The 24258-nt window shown below is 70.8% G+C and carries 21 protein-coding genes and 1 pseudogene; 13 read left to right on the forward strand and 9 right to left on the reverse strand.

Going from position 1 to position 24258, the window contains the following annotated elements; all coding sequences use genetic code 11:
• Nucleotides 1–77 precede the first annotated feature (77 nt).
• Nucleotides 78–1568 carry a tRNA (N6-isopentenyl adenosine(37)-C2)-methylthiotransferase MiaB gene (miaB, locus tag AC5L3X_RS12640; protein WP_494857133.1) on the reverse strand — a complete coding sequence of 497 codons (1491 nt, stop codon included), beginning with the start codon at nt 1566–1568 and terminating at the stop codon, nt 78–80.
• Nucleotides 1569–1703: 135 nt separating this feature from the next.
• Here miaB and AC5L3X_RS12645 point away from each other — a divergent pair, with 135 nt between their 5' ends.
• From AC5L3X_RS12645 to AC5L3X_RS12660, 4 genes are read left to right on the forward strand one after another with little or no spacing between them, the layout of a single operon-like run.
• Nucleotides 1704–2459: an amino acid ABC transporter ATP-binding protein gene (locus AC5L3X_RS12645; RefSeq protein WP_308015947.1), complete on the forward strand. Its 756-nt coding sequence runs from the start codon at nt 1704–1706 to the stop codon at nt 2457–2459.
• An 18-nt stretch (nt 2460–2477) separates the two neighbouring features.
• Nucleotides 2478–3338, forward strand: a complete 861-nt coding sequence (locus AC5L3X_RS12650; protein WP_494857135.1) for a glutamate ABC transporter substrate-binding protein — start codon at nt 2478–2480, stop codon at nt 3336–3338.
• 58 nt (nt 3339–3396) lie between these two features.
• Nucleotides 3397–4065 carry an amino acid ABC transporter permease gene (locus AC5L3X_RS12655; protein ID WP_494857136.1) on the forward strand — a complete coding sequence of 223 codons (669 nt, stop codon included), beginning with the start codon at nt 3397–3399 and terminating at the stop codon, nt 4063–4065.
• The gene (locus AC5L3X_RS12660; protein ID WP_494857137.1) at nt 4062–4955 is read left to right on the forward strand and encodes an amino acid ABC transporter permease; all 894 of its coding nucleotides are present in this window, start codon (nt 4062–4064) and stop codon (nt 4953–4955) included. Before AC5L3X_RS12655 ends, AC5L3X_RS12660 begins: the two co-directional genes overlap by 4 nt.
• Before the next feature lie 177 nt (nt 4956–5132).
• Here the strand turns inward: AC5L3X_RS12660 and rny are convergent, their stop codons facing one another.
• Both rny and AC5L3X_RS12670 read right to left on the reverse strand, forming a co-directional pair.
• Nucleotides 5133–6761, reverse strand: coding sequence for a ribonuclease Y (gene rny / locus AC5L3X_RS12665; RefSeq protein ID WP_494857138.1), 1629 nt, complete (start codon nt 6759–6761; stop codon nt 5133–5135).
• Between the two features lie 454 nt (nt 6762–7215).
• Nucleotides 7216–7983 carry an Lhr family helicase gene (locus tag AC5L3X_RS12670; RefSeq protein ID WP_494857234.1) on the reverse strand — a complete coding sequence of 256 codons (768 nt, stop codon included), beginning with the start codon at nt 7981–7983 and terminating at the stop codon, nt 7216–7218.
• Here AC5L3X_RS12670 and AC5L3X_RS12675 point away from each other — a divergent pair.
• On the forward strand, nt 7907–8362 hold the full coding sequence (locus tag AC5L3X_RS12675; RefSeq protein WP_494857235.1) for a hypothetical protein: 456 nt from the start codon (nt 7907–7909) through the stop codon (nt 8360–8362). The two genes, AC5L3X_RS12670 and AC5L3X_RS12675, sit on opposite strands and share 77 nt — an antisense overlap.
• Here the strand turns inward: AC5L3X_RS12675 and AC5L3X_RS12680 are convergent.
• Nucleotides 8320–11937, reverse strand: a pseudogene (locus AC5L3X_RS12680) (DEAD/DEAH box helicase); the annotation flags it as partial. The gene AC5L3X_RS12675 and the pseudogene AC5L3X_RS12680 sit on opposite strands and share 43 nt — an antisense overlap.
• A gap of 47 nt (nt 11938–11984) precedes the next feature.
• Between AC5L3X_RS12680 and AC5L3X_RS12685 the strand changes: the two are divergent.
• Both AC5L3X_RS12685 and AC5L3X_RS12690 read left to right on the forward strand, forming a co-directional pair.
• A complete protein-coding gene (locus AC5L3X_RS12685) occupies nt 11985–12515 on the forward strand; it encodes a VOC family protein (protein ID WP_225262521.1) in 531 nt (176 codons plus the stop codon).
• A gap of 247 nt (nt 12516–12762) precedes the next feature.
• Nucleotides 12763–12957 carry a DUF3046 domain-containing protein gene (locus AC5L3X_RS12690; protein ID WP_189123657.1) on the forward strand — a complete coding sequence of 65 codons (195 nt, stop codon included), beginning with the start codon at nt 12763–12765 and terminating at the stop codon, nt 12955–12957.
• Here AC5L3X_RS12690 and AC5L3X_RS12695 read toward each other — a convergent pair.
• The gene (locus AC5L3X_RS12695) at nt 12940–13239 is read right to left on the reverse strand and encodes a hypothetical protein (protein ID WP_225262519.1); all 300 of its coding nucleotides are present in this window, start codon (nt 13237–13239) and stop codon (nt 12940–12942) included. The genes AC5L3X_RS12690 and AC5L3X_RS12695 overlap by 18 nt on opposite strands.
• 260 nt (nt 13240–13499) lie before the next feature.
• Between AC5L3X_RS12695 and recA the strand changes: the two genes are divergently transcribed.
• The 5 genes from recA (at nt 13500) to AC5L3X_RS12720 (ending at nt 18666) form a co-directional block, all read left to right on the forward strand.
• Nucleotides 13500–14594, forward strand: a complete 1095-nt coding sequence (gene recA, locus AC5L3X_RS12700; protein ID WP_189123656.1) for a recombinase RecA — start codon at nt 13500–13502, stop codon at nt 14592–14594.
• Between the two features lie 11 nt (nt 14595–14605).
• Entirely contained in the window at nt 14606–15583 is a 978-nt protein-coding gene (gene recX, locus AC5L3X_RS12705) for a recombination regulator RecX (RefSeq protein WP_494857140.1), read from the forward strand.
• 134 nt (nt 15584–15717) lie between these two features.
• Nucleotides 15718–16545, forward strand: a complete 828-nt coding sequence (locus AC5L3X_RS12710; protein WP_494857142.1) for a DUF5919 domain-containing protein — start codon at nt 15718–15720, stop codon at nt 16543–16545.
• Between the two features lie 32 nt (nt 16546–16577).
• Nucleotides 16578–16775: a hypothetical protein gene (locus AC5L3X_RS12715; protein WP_494857143.1), complete on the forward strand. Its 198-nt coding sequence runs from the start codon at nt 16578–16580 to the stop codon at nt 16773–16775.
• Between the two features lie 19 nt (nt 16776–16794).
• Nucleotides 16795–18666 (forward strand): gamma-glutamyltransferase family protein, encoded by a 1872-nt coding sequence (locus AC5L3X_RS12720; RefSeq protein WP_494857236.1) that lies wholly within the window; start codon nt 16795–16797, stop codon nt 18664–18666.
• A 117-nt stretch (nt 18667–18783) separates the two neighbouring features.
• On the opposite strand, the gene AC5L3X_RS12725 is transcribed toward AC5L3X_RS12720, so the two are convergent.
• The 4 genes from AC5L3X_RS12725 to AC5L3X_RS12740 form a co-directional block, all read right to left on the reverse strand.
• Nucleotides 18784–19869: a carboxylate-amine ligase gene (locus AC5L3X_RS12725; RefSeq protein ID WP_189123652.1), complete on the reverse strand. Its 1086-nt coding sequence runs from the start codon at nt 19867–19869 to the stop codon at nt 18784–18786.
• Between the two features lie 126 nt (nt 19870–19995).
• Nucleotides 19996–20937, reverse strand: coding sequence for a DUF5996 family protein (locus tag AC5L3X_RS12730; RefSeq protein WP_494857145.1), 942 nt, complete (start codon nt 20935–20937; stop codon nt 19996–19998).
• A 27-nt stretch (nt 20938–20964) separates the two neighbouring features.
• Entirely contained in the window at nt 20965–21627 is a 663-nt protein-coding gene (locus AC5L3X_RS12735; protein WP_494857146.1) for a M15 family metallopeptidase, read from the reverse strand.
• Nucleotides 21628–21639: 12 nt separating this feature from the next.
• The gene (locus AC5L3X_RS12740; RefSeq protein WP_189123649.1) at nt 21640–22788 is read right to left on the reverse strand and encodes an ROK family transcriptional regulator; all 1149 of its coding nucleotides are present in this window, start codon (nt 22786–22788) and stop codon (nt 21640–21642) included.
• Between the two features lie 140 nt (nt 22789–22928).
• Here AC5L3X_RS12740 and AC5L3X_RS12745 point away from each other — a divergent pair, with 140 nt between their 5' ends.
• Nucleotides 22929–24251, forward strand: coding sequence for an extracellular solute-binding protein (locus tag AC5L3X_RS12745; RefSeq protein WP_494857147.1), 1323 nt, complete (start codon nt 22929–22931; stop codon nt 24249–24251).
• Nucleotides 24252–24258 lie beyond the last annotated feature (7 nt).

Consider the following 24258-nt stretch of genomic DNA (forward strand, 5'->3'; position numbering starts at 1 on the left):
GAGGCGGCGAACCTCTCAAGCGCCGCGCACGCGCACGGGCTCAGTGGGCGGCGCAGCCGCCCGACGCCGGCACGGGCTCAGTGGGCGGCGCAGCCGCCCGACGCCGGCACGGGCTCGGGACGGCCGATGGACGGCATCCCCAGGAGCACGCCGGAGCCCTTGGCCGGAGCGCCCTGGCGGATCTCCCAGGCGTCGCCGGCCCTGGTGCGGCGCACCTCCCGGACGGCGCCGTCGGCCACCAGGTGGTGCGGCGCCGCGTAGGTGACCTCGACCGTCACCATGTCACCGGGCCGCGGCGTCACGTCGCCGACGGCGAAGTGCACGAGCCGGTTGTCGGGCGCCCGGCCCGAGAGCCGCCGGGTGGCGTCGTCCTTGCGCCCCTCGCCCTCGGCGACGAGCACCTCCAGGGTGCGCCCCACCTGCTTCTTGTTCTCCTCCCAGGAGATCTCCTCCTGGAGGGCGACCAGGCGTTCGTAGCGCTCCTGGACGACCTGCTTGGGGATCTGGTCGTCCATCGTGGCCGCGGGGGTGCCGGGACGGATGGAGTACTGGAAGGTGAAGGCGTTGGCGAAGCGGCTCTGCCGTACGACGTCGAGGGTGGCCTGGAAGTCGTCCTCGGTCTCGCCGGGGAAGCCGACGATGATGTCGGTGGAGATGGCCGCGTCGGGCATGGCCGCGCGGACCCGCTCGATGAGGCCGAGGTAGCGCTCGGCCCGGTAGGAGCGGCGCATGGCCTTGAGCACGCGGTCGGAGCCCGACTGCAGCGGCATGTGGAGCTGGTGCATGACGTTGGGCGTCTCGGCCATGGCGGCGATCACGTCGTCGGTGAACGCGGCCGGATGCGGTGAGGTGAAACGGACCCGCTCCAGCCCCTCGACCGAGCCGCAGGCGCGCAGCAGCTTGCCGAACGCCAGCCGGTCGCCGAACTCGACGCCGTAGGTGTTGACGTTCTGGCCGAGCAGGGTGACCTCCAGCACCCCCTGGTCGACCAGGGTGCGGACCTCGGCGAGAACGTCGCCGGGCCGCCGGTCCTTCTCCTTGCCGCGCAGCGACGGCACGATGCAGAAGGTGCAGGTGTTGTTGCAGCCGACCGAGATGGCCACCCAGGCGGCGTAGGGCGACTCGCGCTTGGTGGGCAGCGTCGAGGGGAAGACCTCGAGCGACTCCTTCAGCTCGACCTGCGCCTCGCCCTCGACGCGGGCCCGCTCCAGCAGCACCGGCAGCGAGCCGATGTTGTGGGTGCCGAAGACCACGTCGACCCAGGGCGCCTTGCGGACGATCTCTCCCTGGTCCTTCTGCGCCAGGCAGCCTCCCACCGCGATCTGCATGCGGGGGTTGCTCATCTTCGCGGGCCGGAGATGGCCGAGGTTGCCGTAGAGGCGGTTGTCGGCGTTCTCGCGCACCGCGCAGGTGTTGAAGACGACCACGTCGGCGCTCTCGCCGTCGGCCGCGCGGACGTAACCGGCGTCCTCCAGCAGTCCTGACAGGCGCTCGGAATCGTGGACGTTCATCTGGCACCCGTATGTGCGCACTTCGTAGGTGCGGGCGCTCTCCTGGGTCACAGTCATGGCATGTCCAAGGGTAGTCGCTGTCCGTCCTGCGCCAGCCGCTACGATACAAAACAGCAGCTCGGTGGCATGATGTGATCGGATCGGTACCGCTCGGTTAGTGACCAGCGTCCTAAGGCCCCCTAGGTTTTGACCATGACGGAGAACGGGGACGTCACTCCACTGGTCCAGTTGGAGAACGTCAACAAGCACTTCGGGGCCCTCCACGTTCTGAAGGACATCAACCTGACGGTCTCCCGTGGCGAGGTCCTTGTCGTCATCGGTCCTTCGGGCGGTGGCAAGTCCACACTGTGCCGGGCGATCAACCGGTTGGAGACCATCGACGGCGGCACGATCACCTTCGACGGCGAGGTCCTGCCGGAGGAGGGCAAGGCGCTGGCCAGGCTGCGTTCCGACGTCGGCATGGTGTTCCAGTCGTTCAACCTCTTCGCGCACAAGACCATCCGCGAGAACGTCACGCTGGGGCCGCTCAAGGTGCGCCGAGTCGCCAAGAGGTCGGCCGACGAGCGGGCCATGGAGCTGCTCGAACGAGTCGGCATCGCGGCGCAGGCCGACAAATACCCTGCCCAGCTCTCCGGCGGCCAGCAGCAGCGGGTCGCGATCGCCAGAGCGCTGGCCATGGATCCCAAGATGATCCTGTTCGACGAGCCGACCTCCGCGCTGGACCCCGAGATGGTGCAGGAGGTGCTCGACGTCATGGTCGGGCTGGCCCGTGACGGGATGACCATGATGGTCGTCACCCACGAGATGGGGTTCGCCCGCCGGGCGGCCAACCGGGTGGTCTTCATGGCCGAGGGACAGATCGTGGAGGAGAACACCCCCGACGAGTTTTTCACCAACGCGCAGACCGACCGAGCGCGTGACTTCCTCTCGAAGATCCTCACGCACTGACTATTGAGGTAGGTACACATGCACATGCGTCGAATGGGAGCCGCGCTCTCCATCGCGGCCCTGGTCGCCGGCCTGGCCGCCTGCGGCGGCGGTGACGAGAGTTACTCCACCGTGGTCGACAAGGTCCAAGGGGCCGGCAAAATCGTGGTCGGCACCAAGTGGGACCAGCCGAGCCTCGGCCTGAAGAAGGGCGCCGAGCCTGAGGGCTTCGACGTCGACGTGGCCAAGGCCCTGGTCAAGGAGCTGGCCGGCGGCAAGGACGTGGAGATCGAGTGGAAGGAGTCGGCCTCGTCCAACCGCGAGCCGTTCCTGGCCAACGGCACGGTCGACATGGTCGTCGCCACCTACTCCATCACCGAGGAGCGCAAGGGCAAGGTCACCTTCGGCGGGCCGTACGTCATCGCCCACCAGGACGTGATGACCCGCAAGGACGACACGTCGATCAACACCCCGCAGGACCTCAAGGGGAAGAAGATCTGCAAGGCGGCCGGCTCCAACTCCTACAAGCGGATCACCGACCCGCCGCCGGACGGTGAGCTCGACCTCGACGCCACCACGGTCGACGCCGCCAACTACTCCGAGTGTGTGCAGAAGCTGGGCGGCAGCAACCTCGACGCCGTCACCACCGACGACCTGATCCTGGCGGGCTTCGCCAAGCAGGCCGGAGGCAACTTCAAGGTCCTGGGCCAGGGCTTCACCGACGAGAAGTACGGCATCGGCCTGAAGAAGGGCGACACCAAGACCTGTGAGGCCGTCAACACCGCGGTGAAGAAGCTGTGGGACGACGGCACCATGAAGCAGCTGCTGGACAAGTGGTTCGGCGGCATCGAAGGACTGAAGGTGTCGGAGGCCGCTCCGCCGGCTGAGGGATGCGCCTAGTCACACCAGAGGCGGCGGTCGGTGACCCGGCCGCCGCCCTTCTATGCGGTGGAGCACGATGGACGAACTGATCAAGTACGCCCCCGCCCTCGCGGAGGGGTTCCTGGAGAACGTCAAGCTCTCCCTCGTGGCCGGGGTCGTCTCAATCCTCCTCGGCACGATCCTGGTGTCGATGCGCGTCTCACCGACGCCGGTGCTGCGCGCGGCGGGCACCATCTACGTCAACGTGGTGCGCAACACCCCGCTGACCCTGGTCCTGGCCTTCTCCGCGCTCGGCCTGAGCGACCAGCTCGGCCTCGTCTTCTCCGACGTGCCGAGGACCAACTCGTTCTGGATCGTCGCGCTGGGCCTGGCGGTCTACACCTCGGCCTTCGTGTGCGAGGCGTTGCGCGCAGGCATCAACACGGTGCCGCTGGGGCAGGCCGAGGCGGCCCGGGCGATCGGGCTGACCTTCTTCCAGTCACTGACGCTGATCATCCTGCCGCAGGCGTTCCGCGCGGTCGTCGCGCCGCTCGGCAGCGTGATGATCGCGATGATCAAGAACACCACGGTCGCCACCGCCGGCGGCTACCTCGCCGACGCCGCGGCCGTGATGAAGGAGACGTTCGACACCACCGGGGCCTCGATCCCGATCTTCATCGGACTCGTCGTGGCCTTCATGGTCCTCACCCTGCCGATCGGCTACTACACCGGCTGGCTGGCCCGACGCCTGGCGGTGGTCCGATGAGCACCTCTGTCCTGTTCGACACTCCCGGGCCGCGCACCAGGGTGCGCAACCATCTCCTCACGGTGATCAGCATCGTGGCGGTCGGCGCCGCCCTCTACGGCGTCTACCGAGGCTTCGACGCCAAGGGCCAGTTCGAGGCCAAGATCTGGCAGCCGTTCCTGGAGGCCGAGACGTGGGAGTTCTACATCATCCCCGGCCTCATCGGCACGCTGAAGGCCGCCGCGGTGGCCGCGGTGCTCGCCCTGGCCTTCGGCGCGATCTTCGGCCTGGCCAGGATGTCCGACCACGCCTGGATCCGGGTCCCTGCGGGCCTGGTGGTGGAGGTCTTCCGGGCCATCCCCTTGCTACTGCTGATCTTCTTCATCTTCTACCTCGCCCCGACCCTGTTCGGCGGCGGCGACTACGCCTTCGCCGCGGTGGTGCTCGGCCTGACGCTCTACAACGGGTCAGTTCTGGCCGAGGTGGTCAGGGCGGGCGTCAACGCCGTCGCCAAGGGCCAGTCCGAGGCGGCCTACGCGGTGGGCATGCGCAAGAACCAGGTGATGCGACTGGTGCTGCTGCCGCAGGCGGTCACGGCGATGATGCCGGCGATCATCAGTCAGCTCGTGGTCCTGCTCAAGGACACCGCGCTCGGCTACATCATCGCCTACGTCGACCTGCTCAACACCGGCTTCAAGATCCTGCCTGCCGTCTTCTTCGGCTCGCTGATCCCGGCGGCCATCGTCATCGGCATCATCTACGTGACGCTCAACCTGGCCCTGAGCTATCTGGCGACCCGGCTGGAGCGGCGCAGCCGCCGCAGCCGCAAGTCCGCGGCAACACCGATCGCACCGCCGGGGGCGGTCGGGCTGGACCGTACGGCCTCCGGAGGCGTATCCGGGCTCGACTGACGTCTCGGAGTGGTCACCCGAGTAGGGTGACCACTCCGCGCGCCCGCCGATCTTCCGGCGGGATTCAGCGGCCATGCCCATCTGGCCGTCCCCCATCTCCACCACCGGCGTCGCCCGCTCCTGGCTCCGCCTGGGCCGGCGGTCTTCTGCCAGCGGCTTTTCAGCCGGCCCGGGGCGTCAACGGGCGAATTCGGTGGCGCGCGACTCGCGCACCACCGTGATGCGGATCTGGCCCGGGTAGGTCAGCTCCTCCTCGACCTGCTTGGCCACGTCGCGGGCGATGACCTGGGCCTGGATGTCGTCGATGGCGTCGGGCTTGACCATCACCCGGATCTCCCGGCCGGCCTGCATGGCGAAGACCTTCTCGACGCCCTCGTAGGACTGCGCGATCTCCTCCAGGCGTTCCAGCCGCTTGACGTACGCCTCCAGCGACTCGCGGCGAGCGCCCGGGCGGCTGCCGGAGATCGCGTCGGCCGCCTGGGTGAGCACCGCCTCGACGGTGCGGACCTCGACCTCGTTGTGGTGGGCCTCGATGGCGTGCACCACGTCCTCCTGCTCGCCGTAGCGGCGGGCGATCTCGGCGCCGATCAGCGCGTGGCTGCCCTCGACCTCGTGGGTGAGCGCCTTGCCGATGTCGTGCAGGAGGGCGCAGCGCTTCAGCAGCGTCTGGTCCATCTTGAGTTCGGCGGCCATGATGCCGGCGATGTGCGCGGACTCGATGAGGTGCTTGAGGACGTTCTGGCCGTAGGAGGTGCGATATCTGAGCTGGCCGAGCAGCAGGGTCAGCTCGGGGTGCATGTCGGTGATGCCGAGCTCGACCAGGGCGTCCTCGCCCGCCCGGGCGCACAGGTCCTGGACCTCGGCCCGGCTGCGTTCGTGGGCCTCCTCGATGCGCTGCGGGTGGATCCGGCCGTCGAGCACCAGCTTTTCCAGGGTGAGCCTGGCGGTCTCCCGGCGTACGGGGTCGAAGCAGGACAGCAGCACGGCCTCGGGAGTGTCGTCGATGATCAGATTGACGCCCGTGGTCGACTCGAACGCCCTGATGTTGCGGCCTTCCCGGCCGATGATGCGGCCCTTCATCTCGTCGCCCGGCAGGTGCAGCACGCTGACGACCGACTCGGCCGTCTGCTCCGCCGCCACCCGCTGCACGGCCAGGGTCACGATCTTGGTGGCGCGCTTCTCGCCCTCCTTGCGCGCCTCACCCTCGATCTCCCTGATGATCAGCGCGGCCTCGCGCTTGGCCTGGTTGGCGATCTCCCTGACCAGCTCGGCCTTGGCCTGCTCGCCCGTGAGCCCGGCCACCCGCTCCAGGATGACCCGCCGCTCCTCCTCGACCTTGAGCAGCTCGGAACGCCGGTCGGCCAGCTCGATCTCGGTCTCAGCCAGCTTGCGGTCACGTTCGGACTGCCGCCGGGCCTCCTCGTCCAGCCGCTGCTCGCGCTCGGCCAGCCGGGTCTCCCTGCGTTCGAGGTCGGACCTGAGCTCCTTGAGCTCGTTCTTGAGGATCCGGCTCTCCTGCTCGACCTCGCGCCGCATCTGCGCCGCGCTCTCGGCCGCGGCCTCCGACCTGCGCAGGATCTCCTCGGCGTCGGACTCGGCCTTGTCACGGATCTCCCCGGCCTCCGCACGCGCCTGTTCGAGCTCTTCGTGTACGGCCTGCAACTGCTCAGGACTGGGCTCGCCAAGCCGCGACAGGCCACCTGAGACGCCGCCCGAGGTGCGCCGGACCACGACGAGTAGCGCGGTGATCATTCCGAACGTGAGCAGGAGCACCGCCACCGAAAGCACCACGACAAGCGGCCCCATGTGCGCCCCGCCCTCCTCGCGTCCCCATCACCCATAACGCGGCCTCAAAACGGGAGGGGTCACGTACGCGGCGCGGAAAGCCCGATCGGCGGCATCACCACGACGGATATCAAGCCAAGACTGACCGGGCGTCGACTCCGATAGCCGACACCTCGCCTGTCTCGAACAACCAAGCTCGCTCGTCCGTTGTTCACCGGTATGGCAATCCGCACTGCGCGGAGTAACTCCTCACTGCCGTCGAGGTTATGCGTCGAACAGGTCACGAGCAAGCAAACGAGTTATCAAGCGTGTCTAACGGGCTGGCATCTCTCCATTTGGCAGCCATCTCCGTAAAAGCCCCGCACATCCGGGCTCCGCTCGGGCAGGTCGGCCAGCTTGAAGATCGTCGCCCGTCGCGACCACGGCGGGCACGGCGGTGAGTGCGGACGGTCGGTCAAGGGCGTCTCACCGTTCGCTAAGCGCGCAGCCGGAGCCCCCGCGGCGTCGGATGGAACCCGGCCTCCTCCAGGGCCGCGGCCAAGGGCGAGTCGACGATCGAGGCGCCGTCGGCCCGCTCGACGGTCAGCTTGCCCAGCGCGCCGTCGCGCACGGCCAGCGCCAGCGCGTCGACCGCGGGCCGCAGTCGTTCGTCGTCGGCGTACGACAGCAGCGTCTTGCCGCCCCGCTCCACGTAGAGCACCAGGAACCCGTCGACGAGCACCACCAGCGCCCCGGCCTTGCGACCCGGCCGGTGCCCCGCGTCGCCGGAACGGGCGGGCCACGGCAGGGCCGCGCCGTAGGGGTTGGCCGGGTCGGCGGCGGCGAGCACCACTGCCCTGCGCGCCGGGTCCCTGGATGCGCCTGACGCCCTGGATCCTCCGGGACCGAACGCGTCGACCGAACCCTCGCCGGCAGGCCCGACCGAGCCGGGCGCGATGCCCGGCGCCATCGCCCGCATCCGGTCGACCGCCCCCGGCAGCGCGAACTGGGCGCCACCGAGCCCCTCGACGAAGTAGCCGCGGCGGCACCGCCCGCTCTCCTCGTAGGCCCGCAGCACCTGGTAGACGGGCGTGAACCCGCCCGGCAGCCGTTCGGACGTCACCGCCCCCCGCGTCACCACGCCGTGCCGTTCGAGCAGCACCTCCGCCTGCGCCTGGGCCCGTTGGGTGGCGTCGGCCGCCGGGGACGGCAGCAGCCACCACCGCCCGCCCACGGTCGGCGGGCCGGTCCTGCTGGGCAGCACCGCCCGGCGGCGCCGCGTCGTGGCCGGACGGTGCGCGGGGCGGCCGGACCCGAGCGTGGCGCGCAGCGGCGCGAGCGTGTCTCCCGACACCTGCCCCGACCACACCAGGTCCCACAGAGCCGTGGCCAGTGCCGGGTCGTCGAGCGAGCCGAGCTGGTCGGACAGCGCCCGGAAGAACAGCGCCCCTCCCCCACCGAGCACGTCGAGCACCTGGGTGTGCAGCGGGGTCATGGTGATCTCGGCCGGCTCGGGCAGCAGCAGGGGCGCTGTGTCGGCGAAGAAGAGCGACACCCACCCGTCGCCGCCGGGCAGCGAGCCCTGGCCCACCCACATCACCTCCCCAGACGAGGTCAGCTCGTCGAGCAGCGCCGGATGGTAGCCGGGCACCCGCGAGGGCAGCACCAGCGTCTCCAGCGCCGACGCGGGCACCGCCGCCCCCTGGAGCTGCTCGACCGAGCGCACCAGCGCGTCCATCGCCCGCGCCGACCCGGCGGCGCCGGGCACCGGACGTGGCGCGCCGGACGAGCCGGTGATGCCGTGCCAGGCGGGAGCGAACAGCGCGAGCGTCTCGGGCGCGACCGGCTCGACCTCCTTGCGCAGCCTGGCCAGGGACCTGCGCCGCAGCATCCGCAGCACACCGGCGTCGCACCACTCCTCGCCCCGGCCACCCGGCCTGAACTCACCGTTGACCACCCGTCCTGAGGCGGCCAGCCGGTGCAGGGCGTCGCCCACCACGGCCACGCCGAGGCCGAACCTGACCGCCGCGGTGTCCGCGTGGAACGGCCCGCGGCTGCGGGCGTGGCGGGCGACGAGGTCGGCCAGCGGATCGGCCACCGGCTCCAGGAACACGTGCGGGACGCCGACCGGCAGCGGCACGCCCAGCGCGTCACGCAACCGCGCCGCGTCCTCGATCGCCGCCCACTGCTCCTCACCCGCGATCCGGACGCTGATCGCCCGGCGGGCGCGTACGAGCTCCTGGAGCCAGGCCGGATCACCCCCGCGCACGCTGACGTCGGGCGCGAGCAGCGGCCCGTGCGAGCGCAGCAGGTCGGCGAGGTCCTCGACGTCACGCAGCGGCCGGTCGAGCCTGGCCAGCTCACGCTCGGCCTCGGCGATGACGTCGGGATCGAGCAGCTCGCGCAGGTCGGCCTGGCCCAGCAGCTCGGCCAGCAGGGCGGTGTCGAGGGCCAGCGCCTGGGCCCGCCGCTCGGCCAGCGGCGCGTCACCTTCGTACATGAACGCGCCGATGTAGCGGAACAGCAACGACGCGGCGAACGGCGACGCCTGCGACGTCTCCACCTCCACCAGCCGCACCCGGCGCGCGGCGATGTCACGCATCAGCCGCACCAGCCCCGGCACGTCGAACACGTCCTGCAGGCACTCGCGCATCGTCTCCAGCACGATCGGGAACGAGGCGTAACGCGAGGCCACCCCCAGCAGGTGGGCCGCCCGCTGGCGCTGCTGCCACAGCGGGCTGCGCCTGCCCGGCGTGCGGCGCGGCAGCAGCAGGGCCCGCCCGGCGCACTCCCTGAACCGGGAGGCGAACATCGCCGACCCGCCCAGCTCCTCGGTGACGATCTGCTCGATCTCCTCGGCGTCGAACGCGGCCACGTCGGACGGCGGCTCGGCCAGGGTGTCGGGGATGCGCAGCACGATGCCGTCGTCGGAGTGGACGGCCTGGACGTCGACGCCGTAACGCTCGCGCAGCCGCCGGTTGATCGCCAGCGCCCACGGAGCGTGGACCCGCGCGCCGTAGGGCGAGTGGATGACCACCCGCCAGTCGCCCAGCTCGTCGTGGAACCGCTCGATCAGCAGGGTGCGGTCGTCGGGCACGTAGCCGGTGGCCTCGCGCTGCTCCGCCAGGTAGGAGAGCAGGTTGGCCGAGGCGAACTCGTCGAACCCGGCCGCCGTCAGCCGCTCGGTGGAGCCGTGCTCGGCCTGCTCGCGCAGGAACGAGCCGATCGCCCTGCCCAGCTCGGCTGGGCGGCCCTGGGCGTCGCCGTGCCAGAACGGCAGCTTGCCCGGCTGACCCGGCGCCGGGGAGACCAGCACCCGGTCGGCCGTGATGTCCTCGATCCGCCAGGACGTCGCGCCCAGCACGAACACGTCGCCGACCCGCGACTCGTAGACCATCTCCTCGTCGAGCTCGCCCACCCTGGAGGACTTCTCGCCCACCAGGAAGACACCGAACAGGCCGCGGTCGGGGATCGTGCCGCCATTGGTGACGGCCAGCCGCTGGGCGCCGGGCCGTCCTTGCAGGGTGCCGGTCACCCGGTCCCAGACGACGCGAGGGCGCAGCTCGGCGAACTCCTCGCTCGGGTAGCGCCCGGCCAGCATGTCGAGTGTGGCCTCGAGCGCGGTGCGCGGCAGCGTGGCGTAGGGGGCGGCCCGCTTGACCAGGGCCTCCAGCTCGTCGACCGTCCACTCGTCGAGCGCGGTCATCGCGACGATCTGCTGGGCCAGCACGTCGAGCGGGTTGCGGGGGTAGCGCAGCTCCTCGATCTGGCCGGTGCGCATGCGCTCGGCGACGACGGCCGTCTGAACCAGGTCGCCACGGTACTTGGGGAAGATCACGCCCTTGGACACGGCGCCCACCTGGTGTCCGGCCCGGCCGATGCGCTGCAGGCCGCTGGCCACGCTCGGGGGCGACTCGACGCAGGCCACCAGATCGACCGCGCCCATGTCGATGCCCAGCTCCAGGCTGGAGGTCGCGACCACGGCGGGCAGCCGCCCCGACTTGAGCGCTTCCTCGATCTGCGCCCGCTCCTCCTTGGACACCGACCCGTGGTGAGCGCGCACGACCTCGGTGACGACGCCTTTGCTCGCCCCCGCCTGCGCCATCAACTCGGCGGGCATCCGTTGCGGCGGGCCCTCGGCCGCGGGCCGCGAGGCGTCGGCGGGTGTCTGTCGCGCGGACTCGGCGGCTGTCCGCGGCGGGCCGGCCGTGGGGTGCGGCGGGTCGGGTGTCGGGCCCGGCGGCTCGGGCCTCTCCCAGATCGAGAGATCGACCGCCTCCGGGCCCTGCCGACGGTCGAAGGCGAGCTCGTTGAGGCGGGTGCACAGCCGCTCGGCCAGCCGTCTGGAGTTGGCGAACACGATGGTCGAACTGTGCGCCTCGATCAGGTCGAACAGGCGTTCCTCCACGTGCGGCCAGATCGACCGGCCGGCGGGATCGGGGACGAGCTCCTCGCCCTCGCCCGGCCGGGGCCCCGCCTCCACCTCCGTCATGTCCTCGACCGGCACCACGACCTCGACCTCGATGCGCTTGTCCGACGGCGGCTGCACGACCGTCGCCGGCCGCGCGCCTCCCAGGAACGCCGCGACCTCGCTCACCGGACGCACGGTCGCCGACAGCCCGATCCGCTGGGCGGGCCGTTCGAGCAGCGCGTCGAGCCGCTCCAGGCTGAGCGCCAGGTGGGCGCCCCGCTTGGTGGCGGCCACCGCGTGCACCTCGTCGACGATCACGGTGCGCACACCGCGCAACGCGTCGCGCGCCTGGCTCGTCAGCAGCAGGAACAGCGACTCCGGTGTGGTGATGAGGATGTCGGACGGCCGGGCCGCGAACCGCCGGCGATCCTCCGCCGGGGTGTCGCCGGACCGGATCGCCACCGAGATCTCCGGCACGGGCAGCCCGAGCCGCCTGGCCGTCTGCTTGAGCCCGGCCAGCGGAGCCCGCAGGTTGCGCTCGACGTCGACGGCCAGCGCCTTGAGCGGTGAGACGTAGAGCACCCGGGTGCCCGCGCGCTCACCCGGCTCGGCGGGCTCGGCCGCCAGCCGGTCGAGCGACCACAGGAAGGCCGCCAGCGTCTTGCCGGACCCGGTCGGCGCGACCACCAGCGTGTTGTCGCCGCGCGCGATCGACTCCCACGCGCCCTCCTGGGCGGTGGTGGGCGCGGCGAAGGAACTGGCGAACCATCGCCTGGTCACCTGGCTGAACTGGTCGAGCGAGCTCACCTGCCCATAGTGCCTCGCCTCACCGACAGAAAACGCATTGTCCCCGCGTGGAGCGGTTGAGCCGGGGCATCGGCGGACATACAGCGACCGTGGGCATCGACTACGCAGCCATTGGGGCTCGCCGCGAGGACCTCAGGGAGCGCCACGTCTTACCGCGCCGGTCTCTGAGCAGCGGGCGCGGCCTGCACCACTTCGCCCTGATCTCATCAGACATGGAGCGGACGATCCTGTTCTACCAGGAGCTTCTGGAGTTTCCGCTCACGGAGATCTTCGAGAACCGTGACTTCAAGGGTTCCAGCCACTTCTTCTTCGACATCGGCAACGGAAACCTGCTCGCCTTCTTCGACTTCCCGGGGCTCGACCTCGGCCCCTACCAGGAGGTGCTCGGCGGGCTGCACCACCTCGCGATCTCCGTCGACCCCGCCACCTGGGAGCGCCTGCGCGGCAAGCTGGAGATGGCCGGCGTGCCGCACCAGATCGAGAGCGGTGCCTCCATCTACTTCAAGGACCCCGACGGCACCCGGCTGGAGCTGCTCGCCGACCATCTCGGGGAGATGTACGGCTCGCGCGTGATGTGACTGTCGTGACTAGCGCCGCGACGCCCGGCGCGTCCGCGGCCTGCCGTTACGGGGCGTCTGCCTGATGCCCGCGTGTCGCTCGGATCTCTCGGCCTTCTCACTCTGTACGGCCAGCCGCCGCACCAGACGTAACGCACGGCGCCTGAGGCGGTTGGCCTTCACCTTGGCGGACTTGGACGGGGAGGACTTGGGGGTCTTTGCCATGCGCCTGTCCTACCCACGCACCCGGCGGTTCCATACTTGGTTGATGCGCCTGACCGAGTTCTGGAGACGGATGCGGGCCCATTTCGGCGAGACCTACGCCGACTCGTGGGCCCGTGACTACGTGCTGGCCCCGCTGGAAGGCCGCACGGTGACGCAGGCACTGGCCGACGGCGAGAGCGCCAAGACGGTCTGGCGGGCGGTCTGCCAGGTGGAGGACGTCTCACCCAGGCTTCGGTGAGGCCAGCGTCTCCCCGAGCGTGCGGGCCGTGCGCGTGAGATCGTCGACACCGCTCTTCCCGCCCGGCGACCACAGGAAGACCCAGCCGGCTCGTGAGGGTGTCGCGAATATGATCGTCTGACGGCCGCTGCCCGGGTGCCACACCCACAGCATCGGATCGTCTCCGCCCAGCATGCGGCTCACCAGGCCCTGCGCGGGCAGCAGCTCGGCGAGAGCTTCCAGATGGGTGCGTCGTTCCTCGGTGTACGTGTTGGCCACGTCGCCGCCTCCAACCCTCTGCACCAGTCTTCCCAGCTCATGACGCATCACAACACGCTCGTCCGCTCGCGGATGAACGGATGGGCCGTCACGCGCGAGGCGTTCGCGCGCCGGCCCGTACGATCGCGCGGGCCGGGCAGCGTGTTGCCGATGTGATCGAACAGTCGTTCGGCTACGATTGACTCCGCCGGGCCATGGCTTCCCCGGCGATCGCAGGAAAATGTCGGTGGCAGGCCATAGCTTTCACTCGACTGATCGGACCACGACCCTCCAGGGGAGTTCCCATGGCTATCAACGACCGCGAGAAGGCCCTCGAGACCGCCCTCGCCCAGATCGAGCGGCAGTTCGGCAAGGGCTCAGTCATGCGCCTCGGCGACGATGCCCGAGCTCCCATCGAGGTGATCCCCACCGGGGCGATCTCCCTTGACGTCGCACTGGGCATCGGCGGCCTGCCGCGTGGCCGGATCGTCGAGATCTACGGTCCCGAGTCCTCCGGCAAGACCACGGTCGCCCTGCACGCGGTGGCCAACGCCCAGCGGGCCGGCGGCATCGCCGCGTTCATCGACGCCGAGCACGCCCTCGACCCCGAATACGCCAAGAAGCTCGGCGTCGACACCGACGCGCTGCTCGTCTCCCAGCCCGACACGGGCGAGCAGGCGCTCGAGATCGCCGACATGCTGATCAGGTCCGGCGCCGTCGACGTCATCGTCATCGACTCGGTGGCCGCCCTGGTGCCCAAGGCTGAGATCGAGGGCGAGATGGGCGACAGCCACGTCGGCCTCCAGGCGCGCCTGATGTCCCAGGCCCTGCGCAAGGTCGCCGGCGCCCTCAGCAGCACCAGCACCACCGCGATCTTCATCAACCAGCTGCGCGAGAAGATCGGCGTGATGTTCGGCTCGCCCGAGACCACGACCGGCGGCAAGGCGCTCAAGTTCTACGCCTCCGTACGCCTCGACATCCGTCGCATCGAGACCCTCAAGGACGGCACCGAGGCGGTCGGCAACCGCACCAGGGTCAAGGTCGTCAAGAACAAGATGGCCCCGCCCTTCCGGGTCGCCGACTTCGACATCCTCTACGGCGTGGGCGTCTCCCGCGAAGGCGGCCTGATCGACATGGGCGTCGAGCACGGCTTCGTCCGCAAGTCCGGCGCCTGGTACACCTACGAGGGCGACCAGCTCGGCCAGGGCAAGGAGAACGCCCGCAACTTCCTGAAGAACCACCCCGACATGGCCAACGAGATCGAGAAGAAGATCAAGGACAAGCTGGGGGTGGGGCCGCGCCTCGACAAGCCCACCGACGCCCCGGCGCCCGCGCCAGCCGCCGCCGCTCCTTCGGGCCGCGGATCCAAGGCCGCCACGCCGAAGCCCGGTGACGTCTGATCGGTAGCCGCGTGAGTGCCACCGACCCGCCAGAGGCGTCTCGCGACTGGGGCGCCTGGCCTGATGTCCCCACCCCGTCGCGGGGCCGCAAACGCAAGCGCGGCGGCCCCCCTTCCTCCGGATCCCCCGACGACACCGGCCTCGCAGACCACGCCAGTCCCGGTGCTCCCTCTTCATGGCCCGACACCCCACCCACCAACACCCCGCACCACGAGTCCGGACCCAGCGGAGATGGGCATGGCGGAGCCGGTCACGGCAGGTCCGGCCATAACGGAGCCGGTTACGGCGAGACTGACCATGGCGGAGACAGGCATGGCGGGGCCGGTTACGACGAGGCTGGTCCAGGCGGTTATGGCGGGGAGCCGGGCGGTAGGCGGGCGGCGAAGAGGCGAGGGTCGGGTGGCCGGAGTGGAAAGAGGGGGCGGTCAACGGGGGGAGGCCGTGGATGGACCCCTGATGGGCCTGACGAGGGTTCGACAGCCGCCGCCACACCTCCTGCCGATCCGGAGGCCGTGGCACGGGCCATCTGCCTGCGGCTGCTCACCATGGCCCCGAAGACTCGGGCCCAACTGGCCGAGGCTCTGCGCAAGCGTGACGTGCCCGACGAAGCGGCCGAGGCCGTGCTCGACCGGTTCTCCGAGCTGGGGCTGATCAACGACGAGGCGTTCGCCGAAGCCTGGGTCGATTCCCGGCACCACGGTCGGGGCCTGGCCAAACGCGCGCTGGCCGCCGAGCTCCGTCACCGCGGCGTCGACTCCGAGACGGTCAACGAGGCCGTCGAACGGCTCGACCCGGATCAGGAGCTGGAGACCGCCCGGCGCCTCGTGGGCCGCAAACTCTCCGGCACTCGCCACCTCGATTCCCAGGCTCGCACCCGCCGCCTCGCCGGCATGCTGGCCCGCAAGGGCTACCCTCCCGGCCTGGCCTTCCGAGTGATCAGGGAGGCGCTGGAACAGGAAGGGGTGGAGGTCGAGGATGATTTCTCCTGACTCTCTCCTCCCGGCCGGCGAATGACTCTCCTGTCCCGTCCGGCGAGCGTCGCTCACCCCGGTCATCGTCACCCGTGATCAGGCGCGAATAGTCCCGATCTTGACGGAAGGTGCCGGCGGACGAGGATGGGAGGATGCGCCTCCTGGCACGGCTACGTGCCGACCTCAGCACCGGCAAGAATCTCGAGATCTACCTCACTGCGCTGATCGCCCTGGTGGTCGGCGTGCTCGGCGTCTTCGATGTCGTCGATACGAAGGTGGTGGGCGCCGCCACACTGGCCACGCTCGCCCTGCTGGCTGTCAACGCGCTCGGGCCGAGACATCATGTGGCCGAGCTGGAGTCCCGGATCACGCGTCTCAACGAACTGGTCGAGGAGAGGATCGCCGGCGAGGTGGCCGCCGACGCCTTTCTCGCGACCACCCGGCAGGGGCTCGAGCAGCGGATCGTCCGGGCCGATGACATCCGCATCGCCGGCGTCACGCTGAGCCGGACCGTCCGCAACCACGTGGGCGAGTTGGAGAACCGGCTGCGCCGGGGGGCCTCCATCAAGGTCCTGCTGATCGATCCCGACGGGACGGCGCCTCTGGAAGCGGCTCGCCGGAGCACGATTCCCGATCGTCCTGAGGTCTTCGAGCATCGCATCAAGTCCACGATCGACCTGCTCCGCCACCTGGCCGACACTCCCGACGTGCCGGGCCGGATCGAGGTGCGGTTCATGTCGTTCGTGCCCGCGTTCGGCCTCGTCCTGATCGACGTCGACAGTGACGACGGGATCATCGACGTCGAGTTGGGGACGCACCGATCCCCTGGCCCTGATCCGGTGTTCACTCTCCGCGCACGGCACGACCACCGCTGGTACCAGCACTTCCATGCGGAGTTCGAGCGCATGTGGCAGGTCAGCCGCCCGGCCTCGGCGACTGACGGGTTCGCCACCAGCGGTGATAAGTTCTCCGAAGTGTAGTCTGTATACAGTCTCCCAAAACCCTCCCCTTCATGAGCAGACGCCAGCGCGTAATGATCACGATTACGGTGACCCCGCTTGCCGCGCCTGCTGATCGCCGACGAGCCACGACCGCCCCGGACCTGACCGTCCAAGCCGACGTGCTGGACGTGTTCCGCGACCGGCTGGGCGCGGCGTTCATCCCCCTTGCCCCCTTGAGAGGAACACGCGTTGTTCACCACCAGACCTGAGCTGACCGGAGACTTCGGCATGGTGGCCGGCACGCATTGGCTGGCCGCCGCCACCGGCATGAGCGTGCTCGAACGCGGCGGCAACGCCTTCGATGCCGCGGTGACCGCGGGGTTCGTGCTGCAGGTGGCCGAGCCGCACCTGAACGGTCCCGGCGGCGAGGTGCCGATCCTGCTGTGGAGCGAGGAGGAGCAGCGGGTTGCGGTGGTGTGCGGTCAGGGCGTCGCCCCGTCGGCCGCCACCATCGAGCGGTTCGCCGGCCTCGGGCTCGACGTCGTGCCGGGCACCGGGCTGCTCGCGGCCACGGTGCCGGGAGCGTTCGGCGGCTGGATGCTGATGCTGGAGCGGTGGGGCAGCTGGCGGCTGGCCGACGTGCTGGCGCCGGCGATCCACTACGCCGAGCGCGGTGTCCCGGTGCTGGAGCGGATCTCCGCCACGATCGAGCAGGTACGCGACCTGTTCACGGCCGACTGGCCGACGTCGGCGGCGACGTGGCTGCCCGGCGGCCAGGTGCCGGCGCCCGGCACGTCGCTGGCCAATCCGGTGCTGGCCGCGACCTACCGCCGGCTGGTGGCAGAGGCCCAGGCGGCCTCAGGCACCCGCGAAGGACAGATCGCGGCCGCCCGTGACGCCTTCTACCAGGGGTTCGTGGCGGAGGCGATCGCGGATTTCAGCGCCCGGACGGCCTGGCGTGACAGCTCGGGCGAGGTGCACGGCGGGCTGCTGACCGGCGACGACCTGGCCGGGTGGACGGCGTCCGTGGAGGAGCCGGTCACGTTCGACTACCACGGGCACACCGTGTGCAAGACGGGGCCGTGGGGCCAGGGCCCGGTCTTCCTGCAGCAGCTGGCGTTGCTGTCCGGGTTCGACCTGGGCGGGATGGGACATCTCAGCGCCGACTACGTGCACACGGTGGTCGAGTCGGCGAAGCTGGCCTTCGCCGACCGCGAGGCCTGGTACGGCGACACCGACGTGCCCCTGGCCGACCTGCTGAGCGAGCCCTACAACGCCGGGCGGCGCGCGCTCGTGGGAGCCGAGGCCAGCACCGAGCTGCGTCCCGGCAGCCCCGGCGGCCGGATCCCCCGCCTGCCTGCCCCTCCGCCGGCGACGAACGCGCCCGGCGTTCCGGGGGCGGTGGCGGGTGTAGGCGAGCCGACGGTCGGACGGGGCGTCGCCCAGCGGGGCATCGCCCCCGACGCCAAGCGGATCATCTCCCCCGACGGCGCCCAGCGGGTCACGCCCCCCGACGGCGCCGAGCGGATCGTCTCTCCCGGTGGCGGCGAGCAGGTCGTCTCCCCAGATGGCGCCGTGCGGGGCGACACCTGCCACGTGGACGTCGTCGACCGGCACGGCAACATGGTGTCCGCCACGCCCAGCGGTGGCTGGCTGCAGAGCTCCCCCACGATCCCCGAGCTGGGCTTCTGCCTGGGCACCCGGGCCCAGATGTTCTGGCTGCAGGAGGGGCTGCCCGCCTCACTGCGGCCGGGCGCGCGTCCGCGCACCACGCTGTCGCCGTCGTTCGCGCTGCGGGACGGCCGGCCGTGGCTGGCGTTCGGCACGCCGGGCGGCGACCAGCAGGACCAGTGGAGCCTCAACCTCTTCCTGGCCCTCGTGCACGGCGGCCTGAACCTCCAGGAGGCCATCGACGCCCCCATGTTCCACTCCGAGCACTTTCCCAGCTCGTTCTTCCCGCGCGAGTCCCGGCCCGGCGTCATGCACATCGAGGACCGGGTGGGCGCGGCGGTGGTGGCCGAGCTGCGCCGGCGCGGTCACAAGGTGGAGGTGCGGGATTCGTGGTCGCTCGGCAGGCTGAGCGCGGTCGCCCGTGACGGCGTGTTCCTGAAGGCGGCGGCCAACCCGCGCGGCGCCCAGGGCTACGCGGCCGGCCGCTGAGCCGGGCCCGTGACGGCCCCTGCCGACCGTGGCCGTGCCAAACCATGGCCCTCTCGGGCCGTGGCCGTGTCGGACCGTGGCCCTCTCGGACCATGGCCCTCTCAGACCGTGGCCGTGTCAGGCCACAGTGGCCTCGATGAGGTCGTCCACGACCTCGGCCAGGTCGTGGCCGCGGGCGTGCACCCGGCGCTGGCGCGTCGCTCCGGATCCTCGCCGGAGCAGCCGGTCCAGGCCCTCCTGGACGTACGCCAGGTCGCCCGCCTCGGCCATCGCGGGCCGTACGTGCTCGAAGAGGCGACCGGCCATGACCGGGGCGGGCACGAGCGTGCCGGCCCGCACGTCGAGGCTGTCGCCCTGCAGGCCGTCGCGGGCGGCGCGCCAGTAGGCGGCCCGCAGCACCTCCGACGGGATGGGCAGCCCCCGGTCGCCGCGCCGCACCTCGGCCAGCGCGGTGACGACGAGGGCGCGGATCAGGCCGATGATGGTGAGGCTGTCGCTGACGTCCAGCGGCACGTCGGCGACCCGTACCTCGACGGTGGGCAGTTTGGGCGACGGCCGGGCGTCCCAGAACACCGTCTTGGGGTCCATCAGCGCGCCGGACTCCGAGAGCGCGCGCAGGGCCAGCTCGTAGTCGGCGAACGTGGGGAAGTACGGCGGCGCCCCGGACACCGGCCAGCGCCCCCAGCTGATCACCCGCCAGGACGCGTAGCCGGTGTCACGGCCGACGAAGAACGGCGAGTTCGCGGCCAGCGCGATCAGCGTGGGCAGCCACGGACGCAGGTGGTTGCCCACGTAGACGGCGTGCTCCTCGTCGGGCACGTCGATGTGCACGTGCAGGGCGCAGATGCTGATCTCGTCGTGGAGCGCCCGGTAGAGCACCCGGCCCTGCTCGTAGCGGACGTCGTCGCTCAGCGGGGGCGGCATGACGTTGCCCAGCACCGGGATGCCGCTGGCGACGACGGCCAGACCGCACGACCGGGCGGCCCCGGCCACCTCCTTGCGCGTGGCGCGCAGCTGCGCGCCCAGCTCGGTGAGGTCGGCGGAGGGCGCCGTGCGGGCCTCCACCTGGAAGCGGGTGATCTCGTGGACCACGTCCAGCACGTCGGTCGCCGCGGCCAGCACGTCGGCGGCTCGCGGAGCCACGTGGCGGGTGTGCGGATCGACGACGAGGTACTCCTCTTCAATCCCGATCAACGGAACCACGACCCACCTCGCAGGGTAGTCAGGGAGCCTCCGTACCGTTTGTGCCCGTTGTCAGATCGCCGCGAAACTCCCCAGACCACGCAGGACACCGAACCCCACCCCTGCGGCCACTGCCCTCGGCAGGTGTCAGCGGTCGCCGCTCAGCACCGGATCGGTGACTCCGCCCGGGCAGGCCAGCCGCTCGATGTCCCATCCCGCGCGCCGGGCTCCGGCCTCGTAGGCGCTCTGGTAGAAGGCGAGCACGGCGCCGCGCGGGTCGGGCTCGGATCGGGCGTCGGCGTAGCGCAGCACGGCCAGGTGGCCGCCGCGCTGCTCGATCCAGCCGGCGGCGGCCGGCACGAGGGGTTCGCGGTCCAGTCCTTCGGGCTCGGGAGCGGTGTAGGAGTAGAAGGCCGGCTCGGGGAAGGCGTCGTCGCCGAACCAGAACCCCGAGCTGATCACCTCGCGCGAGTAGGCCTCGCGGGTCACCGGGTCGACGCTGGGCGGCTGGTCGATCACCCGGTCGGAGAACCTGGTGCAGGCGATGTCGAAGGTGTGCCAGAAGTGGTGCACCGGGCTGACCTTGCCCGAGTAGCCCGCGGCGAACTCCTCCAGCACCAGGTTGACCTGGCTGAGCACCTGCCAGTAGCGGGTGACCTGGACGGGGTCGTACTGGGCGTGCTCGGTGTCCTCGGCGAACGACCGGCCGGCGTCGGGCAGGTCGAACGGGTGGGGCAGGTCGATCTCGACCCGTACGTCCAGGAACGCCAGCGCCTCCATGGTGGCCCGGTAGAACGACGCCACGGACTGGCCGTACAGCGGGAAGGACACCTCCCGCCCGTCGAGCGTGGTCACGACCAGCCGGTGGCCGACGAGGTCGAAGTCGATCGTGAAGATCGGGTTGCCGTCGGCCTGTCCCATCGGCCGGGTGGTCAGCCCGCGGCCGGTGAGGTGGAACGGCGCGTTCCACCAGTGGTTGCGCCGGACCCCGGCGGCGAGCCGGATCTTGCCCACCACCTGGCAGAACCTGTGCATCGTGGCCTTGGTGGGCTGCCAGCCGGCCAGTGGCATCGCGGGGAAGAACTCCATGACGGCAGTCATTCCCCGGCTGAGGCGCTACACCGGGGAATCTACGGGACCGTAGCGGGCAGCGGAGACACCCTTGGTGTACGCCCAGTAGCGGTCGCCGTGCGACCAGTGCCACCACTCGGTCGGGTAGTTGACCAGGCCGGCCGGTTCGAGGGCGGCGGCCAGGATCTTGCGGTGGGCTCGGGCCTCGGCGGAGACGGTGGGGGCGGCCATGTAGCAGGCGTTGCCGCTGTCCTCCGGGTTGTCGTTCACCTCGGTGCCCATGTCGTACTCGGTGCCGTCGGGGGCGCACAGGGTCAGGTCGACGGCGGCGCCGGCGGTGTGCGGGGCGACCTCCACGGGCGACACGTACCGACTCGCCGCGATAAAAGCCTCGTCAGGCGACATGTCGGGGAAGGTGGCCTGGAGCTCGTCCCGATACTCCTCGAAGTACCGGCGCTGCGTCGCGACGGGCCGGTAGCCCTCGACGACCAGCAGGTGATACCCGTCAGGAAGGCGCCGCTCGGCCCGTTCGAGCCTGGCCAGCAGGCCCGCGCGCAGGTGGGCGTAGGCTCCGGTGTCGTCGGCCAGGCGCCGATCCACGCGCAGCCGCCCGCGCGCGTCGGCCAACGCCTCGCCGGACTCCCGCAGGGGGATCGCGGCCACCCGGGGGTCGGATATGAGCACAATGTCGCTCGATGGCTGCCACATGGGCAGAAATTCTCACACAGTGTCGGAGAAAACCTGTTCGCGAGCCTGTTCGAGCGCCGCCACCAGAGCGCCGCGCAGCACGGGGTTGCCCGCCACGCCGGTGGTGAGCACCCGGGGCTGGCTGGGGCAGATCCGGGCGACCGCCTCCTCGACCTTGGCCGCCAGCCTCGCCCCGCCGGCCCTGCCGACGTCGCCGGCCAGCACGATCAGGCCGGGGTCGAGCACCACGGCCACGGCGGCGGCGCCGACGGCCAGCCGGGCCGCCACCTCGCCGAGGAAGCCGTCGTCGCCGTGGCGCACCTGATCGGCCACCGACAGGCCGGGCACGCCGTGCGCCTCGGCCAGCTCGCGCAGCGCCGCCTGGCCCACCAGGCGCTGGTAGGACCCCGACTGGGGCTGGGAGACGTCGGCGGGCAGCGGCTCGCCCGGCACGGGCAGCCAGCCGATCTCACCCGCTCCCCCGCTGATCCCCCGGTGCAGCCTGCCGCCGAGCATGACGCCGAGGCCCTGGCCGACGCCGGCCCACATCACCGCGAAGTCGTCATGGCCGACGGCCGCGCCGTAGCGGTGCTCGGCCAGCGCGACCAGGTTGACGTCGTTCTCGATCGTCACGGGGACGCCGAGCGTCTCGCGCAGGCCGGCGAGCACGCCGACGTGCCAGGACGGCAGGTCGTAGGACCAGCGGACGTCGCCGCCGCGCGGGTCGACGACGCCCCTGGTGCCGATCACGAAGGCGTGCAGCCGGGAGCTGTCCACGCCGGCGGTCGCGCAGGCCCGCTGCACGGCGGCGTGCACCGCCTTGACCGGGTCCCTGAAGTCCGACGGGTTGAGCGTGATCTCGACCACGATGCGGCCTGTGATGTCCGCCACACCGACCTTGAGGCTGTCGGGCAGGACTTCGAGCCCGGCCACGTACGCGCTGGAGGGGACGACCGCGTAGAGGGTGGCGTGCGGACCCCGGCCGCCCGCGCGCTCCCCGGCCACCTCGACCAGGCCGCGCTCCTCCAGGCGAGACAGCAGCTGACCTGCGGTTACCTTGGAGAGCCCGGTCAGCTCGCCGAGCTCGGCGCGGGTGAGCGGGCCATCAGCGAGGAGGAGTTCGAGGGCCGAGCGGTCGTTCAGCCGGCGCAGCAGCCTGGGTGTGCCCGGGCTCTTGGTCATCCGCCCCGCCCCTCTCGTCACGATCGGCTAACAGGCGTTTCTTAAAGGAAAGTTTCTTGTTAGTTTAACAGCACTCGTCCGCGAGATCGACGTTCAGCCAGGTGCCGACCGTAGGCCAGCACCCGGGAAGGGAGAACCCTGTGAAGATCGCGAAGATCACAGCCACTACGGTCACCACGGCCGCGCTGGCCCTGGGTCTGGCCGCCTGCGGCTCCAGCGAGGCCCCCAAGGCGGAGCCGAGCACGGCCGCGTCCGCCTCCGGCCCCAAGTACGCGGGCAAGGAGCTGACCTTCTGGCGCCTGGGTGACAGCAACCCGGCCGCGCAGAAGTACACCGACGAGCTGGTGGCCGCGTTCGAGCAGCAGACCGGCGCGAAGGTCAAGGTCGAGTGGATCCCGTGGCCGCAGGTGAACGACAAGTTCACCGCCGCCGCGGCCGGCGGCGCCGGGCCCGACGTGACCGAGATCGGCAACGACCAGGTGCCCCTCTGGCAGAGCCAGGACGCCCTGGAGCCGATCACCGACGTCGTCGGCGCCGGCGACCAGGCCCAGATCCCCAAGAACCTCATGGGCCTGGAGACCATCGACGGTGAGACGTACGCCGTGCCGTGGGGCGGCGGCAGCCGCGCGGTCCTCTACCGCGCCGACTGGTTCAAGGAGCTCAAGCTCGAGACCCCGAAGACCTGGGACGAGCTGGTCGCCGCGGCCAAGAAGATCCAGGCCGAGAAGGGCAAGGACGTCGACGGCTTCGCCTTCAACGGCGGCTCCGACGCCAACCACCTGCTCGGCGCACTCGCCTGGACCGCCGGCGGCGAGTACGCCGTCAAGGAGGGCGACAAGTGGGTCGGCAAGCTGACCGAGCCGGGCTTCAAGGCCGGCTTCGCGCAGTACACCGGCCTGGTGACCGACGGCCTGTCCAGCAAGGCGCGGCTGACCCAGAACACCGTGGACATCCGCACCCGCTTCGCCAACAACAAGGTCGGCATGTACCTCACCGCGTCGTGGGACCTGCCCGGCATCGAGGAGGACAGCAAGGGCAAGCTCAAGGGCGACAAGCTGGCCTTCTTCCCGCTTCCGTCCAAGGACGGCGGCGAGGCCCAGTCCTTCCTCGGCGGCAACGACATCGCCGTGTGGGGCGGAGCCAAGGAGAAGGACGCCGCCAAGGACTTCGTGAAGCTCGCCTCCGGCAAGGAGTGGGGCGTCAAGTACGCCACCGACGGCGGCCTGCTCCCGGTCTACCCGGACGCCCTGGCCAAGCTGGCCGAGGACCCGGCCCAGGCGCCGTTCGCCGCCGCCTTCGCCAAGGCCAAGGCGTTCCCGGCCAGCCCCAACTGGACCGAGGCCAACGAGACCAAGGCGGTGCTGCAGAACGCGGCCCGCACGGTCATCGAAGGCAAGGCGACGGCCGACGAGGCGCTGGCCAAGGCCAACAAGGAAATCGAAGACATCCTCAACGCCTCCTGACCATGAC

This window comes from Nonomuraea sp. CX421, from assembly GCF_059358955.1.

Bases quoted from the DNA above. Each gene is read 5' to 3' on its own strand.
- miaB (WP_494857133.1), bottom strand. From the start codon at position 1,568: ATGACTGTGACCCAGGAGAGCGCCCGCACCTACGAAGTGCGCACATAC.
- AC5L3X_RS12645 (WP_308015947.1), top strand. From the start codon at position 1,704: ATGACGGAGAACGGGGACGTCACTCCACTGGTCCAGTTGGAGAACGTC.
- AC5L3X_RS12650 (WP_494857135.1), top strand. From the start codon at position 2,478: ATGCACATGCGTCGAATGGGAGCCGCGCTCTCCATCGCGGCCCTGGTC.
- AC5L3X_RS12655 (WP_494857136.1), top strand. From the start codon at position 3,397: ATGGACGAACTGATCAAGTACGCCCCCGCCCTCGCGGAGGGGTTCCTG.
- AC5L3X_RS12660 (WP_494857137.1), top strand. From the start codon at position 4,062: ATGAGCACCTCTGTCCTGTTCGACACTCCCGGGCCGCGCACCAGGGTG.
- rny (WP_494857138.1), bottom strand. From the start codon at position 6,761: ATGGGGCCGCTTGTCGTGGTGCTTTCGGTGGCGGTGCTCCTGCTCACG.
- AC5L3X_RS12690 (WP_189123657.1), top strand. From the start codon at position 12,763: ATGCGCCTGACCGAGTTCTGGAGACGGATGCGGGCCCATTTCGGCGAG.
- recA (WP_189123656.1), top strand. From the start codon at position 13,500: ATGGCTATCAACGACCGCGAGAAGGCCCTCGAGACCGCCCTCGCCCAG.
- AC5L3X_RS12710 (WP_494857142.1), top strand. From the start codon at position 15,718: ATGCGCCTCCTGGCACGGCTACGTGCCGACCTCAGCACCGGCAAGAAT.
- AC5L3X_RS12715 (WP_494857143.1), top strand. From the start codon at position 16,578: ATGAGCAGACGCCAGCGCGTAATGATCACGATTACGGTGACCCCGCTT.
- AC5L3X_RS12720 (WP_494857236.1), top strand. From the start codon at position 16,795: ATGGTGGCCGGCACGCATTGGCTGGCCGCCGCCACCGGCATGAGCGTG.
- AC5L3X_RS12730 (WP_494857145.1), bottom strand. From the start codon at position 20,937: ATGGAGTTCTTCCCCGCGATGCCACTGGCCGGCTGGCAGCCCACCAAG.
- AC5L3X_RS12735 (WP_494857146.1), bottom strand. From the start codon at position 21,627: ATGTGGCAGCCATCGAGCGACATTGTGCTCATATCCGACCCCCGGGTG.
- AC5L3X_RS12740 (WP_189123649.1), bottom strand. From the start codon at position 22,788: ATGACCAAGAGCCCGGGCACACCCAGGCTGCTGCGCCGGCTGAACGAC.